We start from the raw sequence: 15,578 nt of genomic DNA, 5'->3' as shown, positions 1-15,578 counted from the left end.
GGATCTCCGAGGCTACTTGGCCTTCTCGGCCAGCTTCAGGCCTGCTGCGAACTTGTTGAGTTCGCCTGCCGCCATGCCTTCGCCACCAGCGAGACCGATGGAACAGCCTTTTGCTTTGAGTTCGATCTGCAGCATGGGCATGCCAGCCATAGCGTAGCTGCGGGTGCGCAGGCCGTGGAGCAGGCCCTCCTTCAGGTTCTGGATAGCACCGGGCATGCGCTTGGCATCATCAAAAGAACTCAGGGGGCTGCAACGCACCATGAGCACCTTTTGAGGCGTCGCCCCCATGAAGGCGGCCATGTATTCGCCGCCATCCTGCTCACATTCCGCCAGCTTGTACCCTGGAACAGCCGTGACCTTCATCCAGGCCTGAAAGGATTCAAAGGAAAGCCCGGGGACTTCCTGGGCCGCCAGCGAAGCGGCCAGCACAGGGATCAGCAGCGTCAATCTCACAACTTCACCAGTTCCACGCGGCGGTTCTTGGCACGACCCTCCTCCGTACGGTTGTCCGCAACAGGCTTGTCCTGCCCGAAACCCTTGGACTGGAGACGTCCGGCCTCGATGCCCTTGGCCACAAGAGCCGCCTTGACCGCCTTGGCCCGCTCATCGGAAAGCTTGCGATTGCCTTCGGGGGTGCCCGTGTTGTCCGTATGGCCTTCCACGCTCAGCTTCAGCTTGGAATTGGCTTTGAGCAGGCTGGCGATCTCATCCACCTGGGCGGTGCTGTCGGCCTTGATGGTGGCCTTGGCAGTATCGAAGTGAATATCCAGGGCGATGAAGCCGTCCTTATTGAGGGCGTCTAAGATGGCGCTGGAGCTGATCTTCTGTTCCATCTGGCCCTTTTCCACCACGGCCACGTTGTAGCTCTTGCACCCGCCGTAGGCATAGATGTAGGCCCATGTTTCCGCTGAGCCCTTCTTCAGGCGCAGGGTAACGGCCGTACCACCCTGTTTCTCCCACATCACTTCGCCCCCCACCTTCTTGATGGCCTGCACGTGGTTGCGAACCACCTCCACCGGAGAAGGCATGTTGGCGCCCTTGCTCAGTTTGTAGTCGATGAAGGTCTTCTTACCTTCCACTGCCCGCTTCTCATCCTTCTTGACATTCTTGACCGTGAACTCCTCGCGATCAAAGTCGGAAGTCTTGTAGCGATCAATGATGAAGCCTGGCATGCGGGTGAAGAGGGCGTGATCCTGGCTTCCGGGCTTATCAACCTTCTCCTTGGGGGGTGCTGCGATAAGAACTGGAGCAGCGATACAGAAAACAATGGCATTAAGTCTCATGAGAATCTCCGGTTGATTATGAACATCCAAGGGTAACCGAAAACTTCGTTGCATTTTTTTAATGCAGAATCTGCAAGGCAATTCCTTGACATGGCTACCCTCAGGGTTGTGTACAAAACCGTCTGTAAGTCCGGCTTGAGGGCCTGAGGAGGAAGGTGGCGAGTCGTGTAGGTTGATCGCGTTCAAAAACCACCAACCATGGAGGACGCGATGGCCGAAAGGCAGTTTGGACCCGAGAGGGGCTTTGGGGAAGGTTTGTTCGAGGGTGAAGGCGGCACTGAAGACACTGTTGGACTGGATCTGCTCGTTGAGAAGGAGCTGGACGATCTCCAGATCAGTCTTCTGGAGAAAGATCCGGGAGCTGCGGCCCAGGCGCAGGGCGGCGGTGACGGGCTCCACCACGAGGCGGTAGGTGGCCAAGGGTCCCAGACCATACGCACCCCATCCCGCAGGCAATCCAGAAAAGCCCGCCATGAAGCACCTGTGGGTCCGGAGGGGGATAGCTGTACTACAATGGTGACCAGGAGTTCCCATGGATCGTTTCGGTAGTTCGCGCCTTCGCATCGTCCTGGTCTGTCTGAGCCTGCTTCTGGCCGGGCTGGTCCTCGGAGGGGTTCGGCCCGCCGAAGGTTCCAACCTCTCTGTCTTCGGAACGCCCATCCCCATCAGCGCCCTGACCATGCTGGTGGACCCCAAGGCCATCTTCCGGGGCGGCCTCAGCGCCATCATCTCCGGGGTGGTGCCTGCTACCTTCCTCCTCACCACCTTCTTTCCGATCCACGAGGCCCTCCAGAGCGGGCGGCTCAAGGCCCTGCCCCTGAACCTGGGTCTGGGGGTCCTCAACGGGCTCTTCTACACCCAGATCCTGCTTCTGCCCATGTGGGCCGCCAGCTTCAGGCTGTTGGACAGCCTCTTCCCCGCCGCCCTCTGCATGGCCGACCTCCACGCCGTCCTCCTGGGCCTCCAGCTCCTGCTCTGGGCCCTCTTCCTGGCCCGCCTCCTGGCTTCCAATCCTGGCTGGGGGCTGCTCCTGAGCTTCGCCCTGAGCGTTGTCGGCCGCTACCTGACCTGGGGCGGGGAGTATCTGGGGGATCCCGACCTCTTCCAGGTGCCGGGTTTCCTGGTGAAGTCCATGGCCATCCTGGGCAGGCTGCTGCCCACGGGCCAGCTCTCATCCGATCCCATGGCCTGGACAGCCCTTCCCCTCAGCATCGGCGGCCCGCTCGTGCTGCTGGTACTCCTCCTGATGCTCCCGGCCCGCAAGGCTGCGCCCAAGGCGGCCAAAGCTCCACGCCGGAGCAAGGGGTGAGGTTTTCCAGGCACCTTTGCCTCGCGGTCGGGATCGTCCTGAGCGCCCAGCCCGCCCAGGACTCCGCCCACCTCCGGGCGCGGCTTGGGGAGATCCAGGCCCGCCTCAGTCAGGTCGATCGCCAGATGGACGCCCTCAAGAAGCGCCGCAAGGGCATCCTGGTGGAACTCCAGGGCATCGCCCTCCAGACCGACCGGATCCGAGCCCAGGCCGACGGAGCCCGGTTGAAGCGCGACCAGACCCAGGCCCAGGTGGAGGCCGTCCAGAGCCAGAAGGTGGGCATCCAGCGCGAAATCCAGCGTCTCCAAGGCGATATCCGCAAACAGGTTCGCTGGATGCAGGCGGTGGGCCCCTGGGGTGGGCTTGGCTTCATGACCAACCTGAAGAGCTTCGAACAGTACCTGGTCCAGGGCCGCTATCTGGCCTGGCGGCGCAACCGAGAGCGCCTCCGCCTCTCCCGCATCCAGGCCCTCCATTCCGACCTCCACCGCCAGGAGGGGGCCCTGCAGGAGATTCTGAAGCGTCTGGTCACCGAGGAGCAGGAGGCCGCCAGCCTGGGGGGCGACCTCAAGTTCGCCGAGGCTCGTCTCAACGGCTTCCTGGACGGACTGCGCCAGGACGAAACCCGCCAGAAGGCCATCCAGGCTGAACTCGCCGAGGAGGCCATCCAGCTGGAGCGGATGGTGACTTCGCTTCTCGCCAAGCCTCGCAGCGATGCCTTTGCCCCCCCACAGGCCTTCACCTCTCTGGCTGGGGAGCTTCCCCGCCCCGTGGAAGGCTCCCTCGCCCAGAGTTTCGGCGAACACCTCCACCCCAAGTACCGCACCAGGACCACAAACTCCGGTCTGCTCATCGAAGCCCCCGCCGGCACCCCGGTGCAGGCGGTCGCGGAGGGCAAGGTGGTCTTCGCCGACTTCTACCAGAGCTACGGCCCCATGGTGATCCTGGACCACGGAAGCGGCTTCTACACCCTCTACACCCACCTTCGGGTCGCCCACGTGAACAAGGGACAGGTCTTGCGGCAAGGCGACATCCTTGGCACCGTGGGCGAAACCCTGGACGGTCCGCGCCTTGGCTTCGAGGTGCGGCAGCAGACCCAGGCCCAGGATCCGAACCGGTGGCTGAAGCAGAAATACCGATGATCGCTGACGGAATCTTCATCTACGGCACCCTGCGGGAGGGCGGTCGCTACCGCACCTGGCTGGAGCGCACCCACCCCCAGGGCTGGACCCCGGCCCATGCCCCCGGGCGCCTCTTCCACCTCCCCGCCGAGGGCTACCCCGCCATGGTGGCGGGCCAGGAGCCCTGCGCTCCGCCCCCGGAGCCGGGGTGGGTCCTGGGAGAGTTCGTGGGCTACGAGGACGATGAAGATCTGGAACAGGCCCTGGCGGACCTGGACGCCCTGGAGGACGTTGAGGGCGGGCTCTACGAACGCAGGGTTCTCCCGGTGCTCCTGGAGAACGGGCATCGCTACGGCGCCTGGACCTACCTCTTCCCGGAGGATCGCCTGCCCATCCTGGAGAAGGTGGCCGTGGAGCTGGAGAGCGGGGACTGGGGGCCTTATCTATATTGACTAATTAGTAGCCGTTCCGTTCGGGGCAATGAACGCTTACACTAATTACATTAAAAGCCGTATCTCAAGGCGGCGTGGAACACGACATCCGGAGATGCATTGACGATGAGGTCTTCCGAGAGGCCCAGGTCGATGGAGGTCCGTCGGGAGCAGCGCACTTCGCCGCCGAGGGTCAGCTGGGCCGAGGGCCCATTCACCTCCCGGAGCTGGCTGCCGGAATAGAAGGAGCTGTGCGCATTGACCTGGGCCCTGAGGGCCAGCCATGGCGCAACATCATAGGCGATGGCAAAAGCGCCGAAGCCGACCACCGGGCGCTGCTGGTCCGGCAGGACATCGCCCCGCGTCATGCCCATGGCCCCGATCGCACCGGACAGCACCAGCCGCTCGGATCTGGAACTCCCGACCACCCACAGCGCGAGATCCGTGCTGCCGCTGCCCCGCAGGCGATCCGGGTCACCGGTCGGCAGCTTGAGGCTGCCCCGCAGGCTCCAGTTCCTCCGCGCGTCCGAGCTTTGATAGACCTGCCAGCCCCCCGTGAGGCGGACATCCCCCACACCGCTTCCGGACTGCTCCATGTCCAGGACGGAAACGCCGTTCCTCTGGTAGCGGTACCGCAGGCGGCCCCGGGGCACCAGATCCCGGCCATGGTTGGGGAAGCCGAAGGTCGAGTGGAAGTTCTCGATGAAGTGGTCGAGGAAGCCGCCGCCGGTGGCGATCACCGGGATATCGACGCCCACCTCCCCACGGGAGCCAACCCCGTACCTTCCGGAGAGGGTGAAGCGCTTGCTCTCGCCATCCAGTTCGACCTCTTCCCCGGGGGCACTATCCCCGGCGAAATGGTTGGCCAAGTCCAGGGTCACGCGGAAGGAACCCTCGCCGTTGCCCAGCGTCCTGGCTTCGCCCAGGAAGGGAAGGCCGAAGATGGACACCAGGGGGCTCTGGTTCTGCGTTTCAAAAAACGTTGAATCCGCTGCACCGAGCCCAAGCGTGCACATCAGCGGAAAGACGCCACGGACCATGCGCCTGAGGCCAGCCTTGACCAATCGGGTACCCCTTCTCGAAGCGGTTTCAAGTCGAACTGTCGCGACACGCAATAGCTTGATGCTCCGCCGAGTTTCCTCCCGATCCGGATCAAGGTCAATCTCGGCCGCGAAGAGAAGTGAACGGCTTCACTTCCCTATGTCATCCTCCTTCCATGCACCTCGAACACGTCGAAGTGATCAACTTCCGAGGCATCACCGAACTCCGGCTCGATCTGGAGTCCGGTGCCACCGTGTGCTTCGGGGAGAACGCCTGGGGCAAGACCACCCTGGTGGAGGCTCTCCAGTCCACCCTGGGCGCCCGGACCATCACCGAGGCCGACTTCCATCGCCTGGAGAACGACCGCAGCACCATCGCCCGGCGCATGGGCATCAGCCTGCGCTTCGGGGGCGAGCCCCCCAAGGGGTGGGAGAGCGCGGGATGGCGGGATGCCAGGGGGGCCTTCCATCTGGTCCTCCACTGGTCGGGGCGGCGCCTGGGGCGGGGCAGGGCGCGGGTGGACCGGATCTTCCTGGGCCCCGAGGGACGGGAGCTGCCCCTCCCGAATGGGGATGCGGCCCTCCTGGCGGATCTGGTGGTGAAGGCCCATCCCCTGCACGTCTTCCACGAACTTCGCCTGGCCGAGGGGATGCTGGCCCCCGCCTTCTCCCCGGACCTGGAACTCCACGAGGATCCCGAACGGGCGGTCCGCCGCATTTTCGAGCGCCTCCTCACCGTGCCCCACCAGGTACACCCCAGCGAGCTGGCCCGGGGCCTGGGGGCCCTCCAGCACCTGGCGGAACGCCGTCCCGAGCTATTCCAGCCCCTGGTGGCACCGCCCCGCCGGGCCTCGGACATGACCGACGCCCCCATGGGCCTGCAGGACGGGCACTCCCTGGGAGACCTGGCCCGCCGGGCCGGTTCCGGCACCCGCCAGGTGGCCCTCCTGGCCCTGGTGGGGGCCATGCTCCAGGCGGAAATGGCCTGGCCCCAGACCGGCGAGGTCAGCCCCATCCTGGTCCTGGAGGACCCCGAAACCCACCTGCACCCGATCCAGCTCGCCACCGTCTGGAACCTGGTGAGCCAGCTCCCGGTGCAGAAGCTGGTGACCACCGCCCACGGCGCCCTGCTGGCCAGTGTGCCCAGCCGCGCCCTGCGCCGCCTGGTGCGCCGCAGTCGGCAGACGGCAGTCTATCCCAATCCCGAGGCTCCCCCCCTGAGCCAGACGGATGCCCGTCGTGTGGCCTTCCACGTCCGCACCCATCACGCCGAAAGCCTCTTCGCCCGGGTCTGGCTCCTGGTGGAGGGCGAGACCGAGGCCTGGCTTCTCCCGGAGCTGGCCCGGGTGAACGGCCTGAGCTTCCCCCTGGAGGGCATCCACTGCGTGGCCTTCGCCCAGGTGGGGCTCGCCCCCCTCATCGCCTTCGCCGACCGCTTCGGCATTCCCTGGCACCTGGTGGCGGACGGTGACGAGGCCGGGCGCCACTACGCCACCCGGGCCCGCCACCTCCTGAGGGGCCGCCCCGAATCCCGCCACCTGACCCTCCTGCCGGACAGAGACATGGAGCACTTCCTCTGGCGCAGCGGTTTCGCAAACATCTACCGCCACAATGCCCCCCACCCGGAAGGGGCCGATACGGATGCCATCATCCACCAGGCGCTGAAGGCCCAATCCAAACCCGGCATGGCCCTGGAGGTCGCGGAAGAGGCTGGACGACGCGGCGAGAAGGCCGTGCCGGGCCTGCTCAAGAAGTGTTTCACCAACCTCCAGCGTCTGACGGAAAAGCGATAGGAGGATCCATGAAGGCACCCGACGCGGACCTCCTGGCCTGGGCCGACCGAACCTACGCCGAGGCCAGGGGACAGGCCATGCCCCCGGAAACCCTGAAGAAGATCCTGGACGCCTACTCCCGCCTCGCCCACCAGGGCAACCCCGAGGCCATGACCGCCCTGGGCTGCATCCACTATGAGGGGCTGCATGTCCCCCAGGACTTCGGGCAGGCCCGGAACTGCTTTGAAAAGGCAGCAGGGCAGGGGAATGCCCTCGCCACGGTCTACCTGGGCTACTGCCACTACTACGGACGCGACATTCCCCGGGATCTGGAGCGGGCCCACCAGCTCTTCACCCTGGCAGCCGGGATGGGCCACCACAACGGGATGTACAAGCTCGGGGACATGCACTACAACGGGCACTTCGTCCCCCGGGACTTCGCCCAGGCCTTCCGCTGGTACCAGCGTGCAGAGGAGGCCTGCCCCCCCGCCAGCCCCGAGCTCCCCAACATCGCCTACCGCCTGGGGCACTGCCACCTGGAAGGGGATGGCACCCCCAGGGAGCTCCTGACAGCCCTGGACTGCCTCCATCGGGCGGAATCCGGGTGCTACCGGCTCATGGCCCAGGGAGACGCCTACGCCGGGCTGACCCTGGTGCGGGTCCAGGAAGACCTGGAGAGGGCACGGCACGAGCTGGACCGCACCCAACACCACCGCACAGCGGATCTGGGGCACCACAATCCCCTGGGCGCTTGATTCCAGGGCAGTGGCGTGAACGACCATGACCCTTGATACCCATCTCGCACCTACTTCGCCGATGTGACCCCCGAAATCAAGGCCCTCATGGACCGCGCGGGCTTCGTGGCCATGGCCAATGGAGGCCTCTTCGCGGGCAAGATCGGGGTCGGTGTGGTGGCCGTCCGCCGGGGCGGCGCCACCCATGTCATGGATTCCATGACCCACCTCTTCCAGATCAGCCAGATGATCATCCCGGGCGCCACCTACTGGAACATGGGCTACGGCCTCATGCCCGGCGATGTGGCCAACGACGCCGAGGGCCTTACCAACATGCGCCACCTGGGCAAGGCCATCCACTGGCTCGGAAAGGCCGTCCAAGCCAGCGGTGAACCCTATCCCACCCACAACGGGGCCTGCCCCGCATAGGGGCGAGAAGCAAAAGCGCGAAAACCCTCACGACCTACCAGATGGACGGGCATTGGTTCTATGTCTGTTTCAATCCACGTGCAGGCCCGAAGGCCCGCACGACTGCAGGGCTACAACACCAAGACCACGCAGCGCGTTTCAATCCACGTGCAGGCCCGAAGGCCCGCACGACGAGAGATTCCCAGGTCCAGTAGCCCCTGGACCAGTTTCAATCCACGTGCAGGCCCGAAGGCCCGCACGACCAAGGCCCCGCCCAGTCATGGGCTGGCTGCTGGAGGTTTCAATCCACGTGCAGGCCCGAAGGCCCGCACGACCTGTGTCCGATACCTCGTGATCGGCCCACACCAGTTTCAATCCACGTGCAGGCCCGAAGGCCCGCACGCACGACTCGGCTTGGTGGAGGGCACGTTCTTCGAGGAGAAGTTTCAATCCACGTGCAGGCCCGAAGGCCCGCACGACTCCCTGGTGTCCATCACAGTATCCCTGGTGTCAGTTTCAATCCACGTGCAGGCCCGAAGGCCCGCACGACCATGCCGGTAGCCCAGGGCGGTCAACTTGGCCAGGTTTCAATCCACGTGCAGGCCCGAAGGCCCGCACGACGGGGTTTCCTTTCCGGGGAAGGTCTTCACATGATCGTTTCAATCCACGTGCAGGCCCGAAGGCCCGCACGACGACCCCCGTCGTGCCTCATGGAGGGGATAATGCCACGTTTCAATCCACGTGCAGGCCCGAAGGCCCGCACGACCTGCGTTCTCGATCTTCTCGGTTCCAACCTCCTGGTTTCAATCCACGTGCAGGCCCGAAGGCCCGCACGACCGTCCGGGTCGGCATGGCGGCAACACTGGAGCAGGTTTCAATCCACGTGCAGGCCCGAAGGCCCGCACGACCGCGAATCCCTGATGGACTGCATAGCCCACGGTCAGGTTTCAATCCACGTGCAGGCCCGAAGGCCCGCACGACGCCGTCCCCACAACTCCCGGACATCGATAAACAGTTTCAATCCACGTGCAGGCCCGAAGGCCCGCACGACGGAAGCCGGTGGAGGTGAGCCGTGGATAGGAACGTTTCAATCCACGTGCAGGCCCGAAGGCCCGCACGACGCGCTCCCAGACGAGGGGCGCATCGTCGTTGTCGTTTCAATCCACGTGCAGGCCCGAAGGCCCGCACGACTCCGGGCCCTCTGCTCCCAGGTCAAAGGTTTCAAGGTTTCAATCCACGTGCAGGCCCGAAGGCCCGCACGACCCACCCCCAAGGACGGCAAGACCTCGACCTTCCAGGTTTCAATCCACGTGCAGGCCCGAAGGCCCGCACGACGAGCTGTCCCAAATCTGTCCCACACCCCCAGACGTTTCAATCCACGTGCAGGCCCGAAGGCCCGCACGACAGGTAATCACCTCCGACAACCCGCTCTACTACCCGTTTCAATCCACGTGCAGGCCCGAAGGCCCGCACGACCAGGGTGTTGGGGGTCATGCCTCACCCCCTGCGAGTTTCAATCCACGTGCAGGCCCGAAGGCCCGCACGACGACGTCCACATCGAGGTCAAGGCCCCCAGCTGGTTTCAATCCACGTGCAGGCCCGAAGGCCCGCACGACCATCGTGCAGGGCGACATGCGCGAGCACTTGGCCATGTTTCAATCCACGTGCAGGCCCGAAGGCCCGCACGACATGAAGACCTGCCCCTTCACAACTGCCCCGCCAGGTTTCAATCCACGTGCAGGCCCGAAGGCCCGCACGACCAGGAGGTCGGGGAGGTTCGTCCCATGGATCTGGTTTCAATCCACGTGCAGGCCCGAAGGCCCGCACGACCCCAAGACGGGATTGGCCTACAGCAAGATCACGGGGTTTCAATCCACGTGCAGGCCCGAAGGCCCGCACGACAATACTTCAAGGAGTTCTGGGGCGATTTTGAGTCGTTTCAATCCACGTGCAGGCCCGAAGGCCCGCACGACTCACCCTCGCGCAAATATTGCATTCGATGCCATTGGATGCATCCGAGCGCGGGGGCCTACTCGTTCTGGCAGTTCCATCATGAAAACCATACTGTTGCCAATTCACATTTCTTTATTTTTCAAGGAACCATGGGGTCGCGCGAGGGGGCCAGGAATTGGGCGTTCGCTTAACCTTCGCGCCATCCCCTTCAAAGCACCAGAGGCGCCTCAAAATCCAAGCTGGGTTTGACTCCATGGTGTTCAGCCTGACGGACATCATCTTCACCCAGGAAGTAGAAGCGAAGACTGTCCTCTCCTGGATCATAGAGGGAAAGCAGCTTCGCCTTCAACTGCGCCCACAAAGCGGGTGTCACCTTGCACTCGAACACACTGAATTGGACCCGTTGGCCATAGCTCAGGCAGGCCTTGGCTACACGGCGAAGACGACGCTGCCCAGCCCGCTCCATGGTCTGAATGTCATAACAGACAAGCACCACCATGCTTCAACCTCTGGGGTGAAAGGGAGGAAAGGCTTCGAGGTCCCCCCTCAAATGCCGTGCGAGAAGCCGAGCCTCCAGCTGGAGCACCAGTCCCCACGGAATCTCCTGGTTGAGAAATGGATGGCGGATCACCTGAGCCTTTCTGGTCTGGTGGGCGGTGATGACCTCTTTGCGGGTCTCCTCGTCCATCTCGACGGCCCCGCTTTCGCTAACCAGGAATCCCTTGGAGCGCACTTGCTGGTTGTTTACTAGCCCCAGGGCTAGGCGGTCCGCCACCAGGGGCCGGAAGCTCTCCATGAGGTCAAGGGCCAGGGCAGGACGCCCCGGACGGAAGGCGTGGAGAAATCCGAGGGCGGGGTCGAGGCCCACGGACTGACAGGCAGCCAGGCAATCTCCCATGAGAAGCGCATACGAGAAGGAGAGAAGGGCATTCATGGCATCCTTGGGCGGGCGTCGGTTCCGCCCCCCCCAAGGGAAGTCCCCGCGCTGCTGGCGCACCATGAAGGGGAATCCCTCAAAGTAGCGTGCGGCAGCTTCCCCCTCGCAGCCACGGACCTGGTCGTGAGTCTCCATGCGATCCACCTGTTTTTGGATCATCTCTATCCGCGCCGATATATCCGTGAGTTCCCGGGCCTCCTCCTCATTCGCCTCCCTGGCTGCCCGCTGAACCACATGCCTCTGATTGGCCAGCTTCCCTTTGACAAGCGTCTTGGCAATCGCCAGGCTGCGGGTTTCATCCAGGTGGGCCTCCATCTGGTTGCGCCGAAGCCAGGCCCCGGAGGCATCCGGGCCCTCCATGCGCCCGAGGAAGCGACCCCGCTCAGAGAGGAAGGTGATAGCCACATGCCGCTCCAGGCACATCCGGGAAAGGTCGGGGCTGACATAGGCCGTTCCCAGGATCACGATGGCCTGAAGGTGGTGGATAGGCACCTGGAGGCGCTTCTCCCGGTTGATCTTCACCACCACCGTCTCATTCTCCTTGTAGAGGTGGGTCTCAGGCGTCGTGATGTAGAGGGTGTTGAGCAGCAAGGTCATTCAGTCCATCCCGCGGAGATAGGCCCGGAGCCCTCCGATACCGGGGAGGCCGGGCATGCAGAGTTCCTGGAGACTGCATTCGGGACACTTGGGCCCCAGTTCGGGTGGAGGGGTGCGGGCCGATTGAAGCATCTCAAGCACCCCCCGGACAGCTTGGAGCGTCTCATCTCTCAGTGTCTGATCGAAAACCACCTCTCGTCGGCGCTTGGAGGCACCGTAGAAGATCGCTCCGGCCGGGACGGGGACCCCCAGCATTTCCTCCAGGCAAAGGGCCTGGGCACATAGCTGCAGTTCTGCGTGGCGGAAGGTGTTCCTTGAACTGCGTTTGTATTCCACCGGGAAGGGCCTCCCAGTGTCCGGCCAAACCGGATCTTCCCAGAAGACCACGGCATCGGCCCGCCCCACCAGATGGTGGACATCTGAGCGCAGCTGCAGCGCCCGGGCGACTCTCATCCCGGGGCGCTGTTCCAAGCCCGGCAGATCCACCTTCTCGTGGAGCTGGTGCCCCTCCACCGTGCGAACCGATTCCGCCCAGAGATTCTCCAGGTGGATCAGCCCGCACTGGCGGTGGCAATAGGACCAGTGCTCCAGGGCTGCCAAGGGAACGAGGAGCTCGTCGTCTTCCATTTACTGGATGCTCACCACGGTCTTGCGCTGGCTGAGGGGCTGACCATCAAGCAGGATCCGGTAGTCACTGAACTCCCGAGCCGGTCCCTCCGTGACACGCTCCCAGGTCACCCGCTCGAAGAGATCACTGGCGGGCGCACTCCCCAGGACGCTCCCATGTTCGAAGACCACTAGGCGGCGGGTGCCCATGAGCCCCCGGGCGGCGCTGCGATCATGCTCGAAGAGGTTCTCCAGGGACTCCCAGAAGAGGTCCAGATCCGCCTGCGTGAAGCCCGTCTGAGCGGCGAGGTGGGCCGAGACAAAGCCGTGGGCGCGGTAGAGACCGTAGGGCACGGTGTACTTGCGGCCCATGGTGCGGTTGTCTCCGCCCTGCTTCTCCGCCTCGGCCTCAGTGGCAACAGCCATGCGGGTGATGGAGTGCTCCAAGGCAACGATGGGCTCCACCGAACGGGCGAAGGTGAGCTGGATGGGGCCGCGAACCTGACCGGCATTGGCCCCGGTACTCATGACCGCCCCGAAGGTGCGTACATCGAAGAACCGATCACAGAGGGCCTTCCGCCCCTTGTCCACTTCACTCCCCTGCGCCGCCCCCTTGGTGTTGCGCTTCTTCCCATCCTTGGGATCAGCAGGATCCTTTTCCAGATCGATGCCCAAGGCTGTATACGCAGCCGAAATGTTCTGGTTCAAGACCGCCTTTTCCTTCACGAAGATGTCGAAGGGCGCCTGGCTGCCCCGGGTCAGCTGGACAAAGTTCCGGACCTTCCGCTTGAGGCAGACATCCGTGACCAGCCCCCGCCCGGTCTCCGCATCGATGCGGGGGAGATTGCCCGCATCGGGGTCGCCATTGGGATTGCCATCTTGAACATCGAAGAATAGGACGAAGTCATAGCGCTTGGTGAGGGTCATGGTGGCTCCTTAGGCCTGGTCAGGGGTTTCGGACTTGGGGGACTTGGTGAACAGCGCCTGGCGCTGGTGGTAGTAGCCGATGGCGAAGCGGGCCTGCTCATCCAGAGAGAGGTGGGGCTTGGGGCCCTGGGCGGGCAGCAGGTCCGTGACCTCCCCCAGCAGGCGTTCCAGGTTCACCGCCTCCCCCTTGCGCTCGATCTTGCGGAGGTGGTGGTTCTTGAGTTTCATCAGCAGAGGGTAGGTGCTGCAGGGTGAGCTGGAAAAGGCGCCATAGAAGCGATCCCGGATTCCGGCATTCACCTCCTGGTAGTTGTTGGAAGCCAGCTGGATGCGCTCCAGCAGGGCAAACACCCGGCCCAGAACGTAACCGGGACAGGTGTTGGTAGGATCGAGGCTCACGGTGATCTCCTTGGATAACGAGGGTTGGAGATGATTGGTGCGATTGAGAACGGCTTTAAGGACGGCTGCGCGCATGCGGGTGACCTGCCGCTCAGCGCGGATGCGGCGGATGGCCATATGGAGCAGGGTTTGTGGGTAGGGCCCTCCCGACAACACAGCCTTGACAACATGGCCTGCCAGATTCGGTGGCACATTGTCGGCCTTGCCCTGTAAAACCAGATCACAGAGCAGGTGCATCAGGGCCCGGCGGCCGGGATCCTGGGAGCTCTTGACGATATCCAGGTCATCCAGGTGACGCCGAAGCTTGGCTGACAGCCCCGCCACCGTATCCACATGCCAGAAGCGCACCGAGAGCCGGGCCGCATTGGGTGCAAGTCCCAGCACATAGAAGGGGGTGTCCCCGGCGCTGACAAGGTGCCCGGTGTAGGGTCCGGCATAGAGTTCAGCCACGGCCCGGGTCTCCGCATCGGGGTCGTCCTTCTGGGCAAGGCCAAAGAAGGCCGCAAAGCCCTCCTCCAGGGCCGAAGCGCTCCGGCCTGACCAGAACACCGTGGTCGCATCACCCACCTGGAGCTTCTGCTTGGAGTCCTTGGCCAACAGGCAGTTCAAAGCAGTGGTATATGCAAACGCTGCAGAATCTGAGACGGGCGCATTGAAATTCTGGGCCCTGCCATGGGATGCAAATGCAGACAGATTGAACGAAACCAGCGCAGCGCCAGAAGACTGGGCACCTCTCACCCCCTGAATGGAGGCGTGGAGCCGAGCAATGGGGCGACGAAGGCCGGAGACCAGGCAACAGCCTTCACCGCCCCTGGCCTCGGGATTCGCCACGTGGGACATCTCGATGCCCTCACAGACGGTTGTACGGGGCGAGCCATCCACCCGGAACGTGAGATTAGCATTGGTTTCCACGAGTTCCTGCCACAGTGGGCCCTCTCCGATTCTAGTTTGAATGGCCTCCAACGCCCCCCGCTCCAGAAAGGTCCTGATGACGCTGACCTCGGGATCACTCCAGTCCGTCAAACGCGCAAGGAAGGCGGCATGGCGTTCGGCGATATCCGTCCGTCCCCGGAAGTTGGCACCCAGGGCATATTCGGCGTTGTCCCAGAGGAGGTTGGCCTTGACGCCCACGGTGCGCTTTTCCGCTTTGGGAACCAGGAAAGGCCGAGCCTGCCGCTTCTTGCCCTCACCTTCCCTTGTGTCCTGGAGTTCCACAAACTCGCATTCAGGACTGACCACCACCAGGAAGGGGATGGACTTCCACTCAAAACCCTCGGGGGCGATACCGGCTTCCGGATCCGCAGCCTTCCGCTCGTAGTATTCACACAGCGCCTGTAGGATCATCGCCGCACCTCCGGGCTGTCCCAGTCGGGCACATGGACCACGCCCTGCTCCAGACGGGCCCGGAAGAACGCAGGTGCCGGACCACCCTCCGCCTGGAAGTCCAGGTCATAGAGCATGAAGCCCAGGTCCCGCGCCTCGGGAATGGGGGCCGGATCGGCGCTGGCCGGGTCCACTAATCGGTAGCTGCCCAGGCTGAACTCCCGGCACCCGAAGTAGGGCTGGTTGAAGCACTGTCCCTTGGTGGCCCGTCGCTCGAACATAGCCTGGTACTTGGCGGGATTCTCATCACGGCGGAGGACTTCCCGTTCCCCAGGGTCCACCAGGGCCTCCGGCGTGCTCCGTCCCCCGGCTTTCCGGCGGGCCACGGGAATGAACACCATCTCGGCGTGGAGCCGATAGGCCACATCCCGCAGGAAGAGCCCGGCCCGCTGCTGGCGATTGTCCTCCACGAAGAGCCCATCCTTGCCGCTCGCCACTGCCCCCACCTCATTGCGGCGGACGCTGGTCCACTGGATGGGGTTGAGGACTTCGATCTTCCGCACCCGCCACTGGATGGCGGGTTTCCAGAAGATGGCCTCGAAGATGGCCCGAGCGGCGGAGGGGGTGATGACATCGTAGCTGACCCGCTCCACCTTCATCTCTGGGCGGGTGAAGCAGGCGAAGTCGCCCCTCACCTCCAGACAATAGATCCGATTGGCATGTTCCATGGGCAGCTCC

14 protein-coding genes, 1 pseudogene and 1 CRISPR repeat array are annotated in these 15,578 nt (G+C 63.9%); of the genes and pseudogenes, 6 read left to right on the top strand and 9 right to left on the bottom strand.

Going from position 1 to position 15,578, the window contains the following annotated elements; genetic code table 11:
* Positions 1 to 12 precede the first annotated feature (12 nt).
* Together HOLFODRAFT_RS0211980 and HOLFODRAFT_RS24890 are read right to left on the bottom strand one after the other, a co-directional pair.
* A complete protein-coding gene (locus tag HOLFODRAFT_RS0211980) occupies positions 13 to 453 on the bottom strand; it encodes a hypothetical protein (RefSeq protein WP_005032307.1) in 441 nt (146 codons plus the stop codon).
* Positions 450 to 1,283: an OmpA family protein gene (locus tag HOLFODRAFT_RS24890; protein ID WP_052572553.1), complete on the bottom strand. Its 834-nt coding sequence runs from the start codon at positions 1,281 to 1,283 to the stop codon at positions 450 to 452. Before HOLFODRAFT_RS24890 ends, HOLFODRAFT_RS0211980 begins: the two co-directional genes overlap by 4 nt.
* Before the next feature lie 532 nt (positions 1,284 to 1,815).
* Between HOLFODRAFT_RS24890 and HOLFODRAFT_RS0211970 the strand changes: the two genes are divergently transcribed.
* Genes HOLFODRAFT_RS0211970 through HOLFODRAFT_RS23180 form a run of 3 tightly spaced genes read left to right on the top strand, consistent with a single transcriptional unit; the run spans position 1,816 to position 4,165 of the window.
* Positions 1,816 to 2,592, top strand: coding sequence for a hypothetical protein (locus HOLFODRAFT_RS0211970; protein WP_005032304.1), 777 nt, complete (start codon positions 1,816 to 1,818; stop codon positions 2,590 to 2,592).
* Positions 2,589 to 3,734: a murein hydrolase activator EnvC family protein gene (locus HOLFODRAFT_RS23185; RefSeq protein ID WP_005032301.1), complete on the top strand. Its 1,146-nt coding sequence runs from the start codon at positions 2,589 to 2,591 to the stop codon at positions 3,732 to 3,734. Before HOLFODRAFT_RS0211970 ends, HOLFODRAFT_RS23185 begins: the two co-directional genes overlap by 4 nt.
* Entirely contained in the window at positions 3,731 to 4,165 is a 435-nt protein-coding gene (locus HOLFODRAFT_RS23180; RefSeq protein WP_005032299.1) for a gamma-glutamylcyclotransferase family protein, read from the top strand. The genes HOLFODRAFT_RS23185 and HOLFODRAFT_RS23180 overlap by 4 nt, the downstream gene beginning before the upstream one ends.
* Positions 4,166 to 4,215: 50 nt before the next feature.
* Here HOLFODRAFT_RS23180 and HOLFODRAFT_RS0211955 read toward each other — a convergent pair whose 3' ends face one another.
* Positions 4,216 to 5,160 (bottom strand): DUF3187 family protein, encoded by a 945-nt coding sequence (locus HOLFODRAFT_RS0211955; RefSeq protein WP_280113205.1) that lies wholly within the window; start codon positions 5,158 to 5,160, stop codon positions 4,216 to 4,218.
* A gap of 200 nt (positions 5,161 to 5,360) precedes the next feature.
* Here HOLFODRAFT_RS0211955 and HOLFODRAFT_RS20945 point away from each other — a divergent pair, with 200 nt between their 5' ends.
* From HOLFODRAFT_RS20945 to HOLFODRAFT_RS20940, 3 genes and pseudogenes are all read left to right on the top strand, one after another.
* Complete coding sequence (locus HOLFODRAFT_RS20945; protein ID WP_005032296.1) at positions 5,361 to 6,977, top strand: ATP-dependent nuclease; 1,617 nt, start codon at positions 5,361 to 5,363, stop codon at positions 6,975 to 6,977.
* Positions 6,978 to 6,985: 8 nt separating this feature from the next.
* Positions 6,986 to 7,711: a tetratricopeptide repeat protein gene (locus tag HOLFODRAFT_RS0211945; protein ID WP_005032294.1), complete on the top strand. Its 726-nt coding sequence runs from the start codon at positions 6,986 to 6,988 to the stop codon at positions 7,709 to 7,711.
* A gap of 60 nt (positions 7,712 to 7,771) precedes the next feature.
* Positions 7,772 to 8,119: pseudogene (locus HOLFODRAFT_RS20940) on the top strand (flavodoxin family protein); the annotation flags it as partial.
* A 66-nt stretch (positions 8,120 to 8,185) separates the two neighbouring features.
* Positions 8,186 to 10,071: direct repeats of the CRISPR family, unit length 37 nt; unit sequence GTTTCAATCCACGTGCAGGCCCGAAGGCCCGCACGAC.
* 188 nt (positions 10,072 to 10,259) lie between these two features.
* Here the strand turns inward: HOLFODRAFT_RS20940 and cas2 are convergent.
* From cas2 to cas5c, 6 genes are read right to left on the bottom strand one after another with little or no spacing between them, the layout of a single operon-like run.
* Positions 10,260 to 10,550 (bottom strand): CRISPR-associated endonuclease Cas2, encoded by a 291-nt coding sequence (cas2, locus tag HOLFODRAFT_RS0211935; RefSeq protein ID WP_005032288.1) that lies wholly within the window; start codon positions 10,548 to 10,550, stop codon positions 10,260 to 10,262.
* A 3-nt stretch (positions 10,551 to 10,553) separates the two neighbouring features.
* Positions 10,554 to 11,585 (bottom strand): type I-C CRISPR-associated endonuclease Cas1c, encoded by a 1,032-nt coding sequence (gene cas1c, locus HOLFODRAFT_RS0211930; RefSeq protein ID WP_005032286.1) that lies wholly within the window; start codon positions 11,583 to 11,585, stop codon positions 10,554 to 10,556.
* A complete protein-coding gene (gene cas4, locus HOLFODRAFT_RS0211925) occupies positions 11,586 to 12,212 on the bottom strand; it encodes a CRISPR-associated protein Cas4 (RefSeq protein ID WP_005032284.1) in 627 nt (208 codons plus the stop codon).
* Positions 12,213 to 13,118: a type I-C CRISPR-associated protein Cas7/Csd2 gene (cas7c, locus tag HOLFODRAFT_RS0211920; RefSeq protein WP_005032282.1), complete on the bottom strand. Its 906-nt coding sequence runs from the start codon at positions 13,116 to 13,118 to the stop codon at positions 12,213 to 12,215.
* A gap of 9 nt (positions 13,119 to 13,127) precedes the next feature.
* Positions 13,128 to 14,861, bottom strand: a complete 1,734-nt coding sequence (cas8c, locus tag HOLFODRAFT_RS0211915) for a type I-C CRISPR-associated protein Cas8c/Csd1 (RefSeq protein WP_005032281.1) — start codon at positions 14,859 to 14,861, stop codon at positions 13,128 to 13,130.
* Positions 14,858 to 15,568 (bottom strand): type I-C CRISPR-associated protein Cas5c, encoded by a 711-nt coding sequence (gene cas5c, locus HOLFODRAFT_RS0211910; RefSeq protein WP_005032278.1) that lies wholly within the window; start codon positions 15,566 to 15,568, stop codon positions 14,858 to 14,860. Before cas5c ends, cas8c begins: the two co-directional genes overlap by 4 nt.
* Between the last annotated feature and the right edge of the window lie 10 nt (positions 15,569 to 15,578).

Origin of the sequence: Holophaga foetida DSM 6591, from assembly GCF_000242615.2 — a bacterium.
Lineage (GTDB): Bacteria > Acidobacteriota > Holophagae > Holophagales > Holophagaceae > Holophaga > Holophaga foetida.
The sequence above is the reverse complement of the archived record's forward strand: the minus strand, read 5'-3'. Positions and strand labels throughout refer to the sequence as shown.